The sequence below is a fragment of the Dellaglioa sp. CoH-57-MRSF-19 genome (assembly GCF_056781975.1).
In genome coordinates this window covers 1-665 of the sequence record NZ_JBXAXW010000059.1, presented here as the reverse complement: position 1 = coordinate 665, position 665 = coordinate 1, and the positions used below count along the sequence as shown (strand labels likewise).

At 51.8% G+C, this 665-nt stretch carries 1 protein-coding gene; it reads right to left on the bottom strand.

The window, feature by feature from the left end:
* Positions 1 to 140: 140 nt before the first annotated feature.
* Positions 141 to 557 (bottom strand): hypothetical protein, encoded by a 417-nt coding sequence (locus tag AC1RO3_RS08170; protein WP_289900977.1) that lies wholly within the window; start codon positions 555 to 557, stop codon positions 141 to 143.
* Between the last annotated feature and the right edge of the window lie 108 nt (positions 558 to 665).

Sequence of the window (665 nt, the reverse complement as noted above, 5' to 3'; positions counted from 1 at the left end):
ATTCAAACCCGGTTGATTGATCGTGAGTCGCGCTCTCGGGCTCATCGACGTATCGCTGATAAGCGAAGCATGCACCTCACCCGTATCGTCATCTAGCCATGCGCTGTAATGTCGATCCGTCTGTATATTTCGTAGTACTGTCATTTTGCAGCCTTGATGATTGCGGTCGTTGATGGAGGAACAGAGCTGTGATCGCCGCCGACTACAAAACCATCCTGAAACTGGACATCAAACGTCGTATGCATATTGAGGACAGCGCGCCGTGCTTGGGTCCCATGTACTTTTAGGACCAGCGGACCCGGGCTCGGTGCATTCTCTACCCAATATTTACCCAGCAGCGACACCAGATAGGTGCCGTAGGACACTGCCTTGGTATCTGTGCGCAGCACCATGAATTCTGGATCACGGCCTTTCTTGTGTAGTAGTACACACGAATCGACGGGTCCAGTGATCTCGTTAGTGCTGTCTCCAAACTGATGCAGGTTGTAGTGCTGCCACAAACCCGGCTCGATTTCTGGGCGCATCCATTCGTAAAACTTGTTCAGGTCTAGGCTCATGGGTGTGGTGCGTAGTTAGTGAACAGATAAAAAGTAACGACAAGTCCGGAGAGCGCGCCGAGCAGGACCCAGCGCATTTCACGGTGACTTGNATCGAAACATGATCCA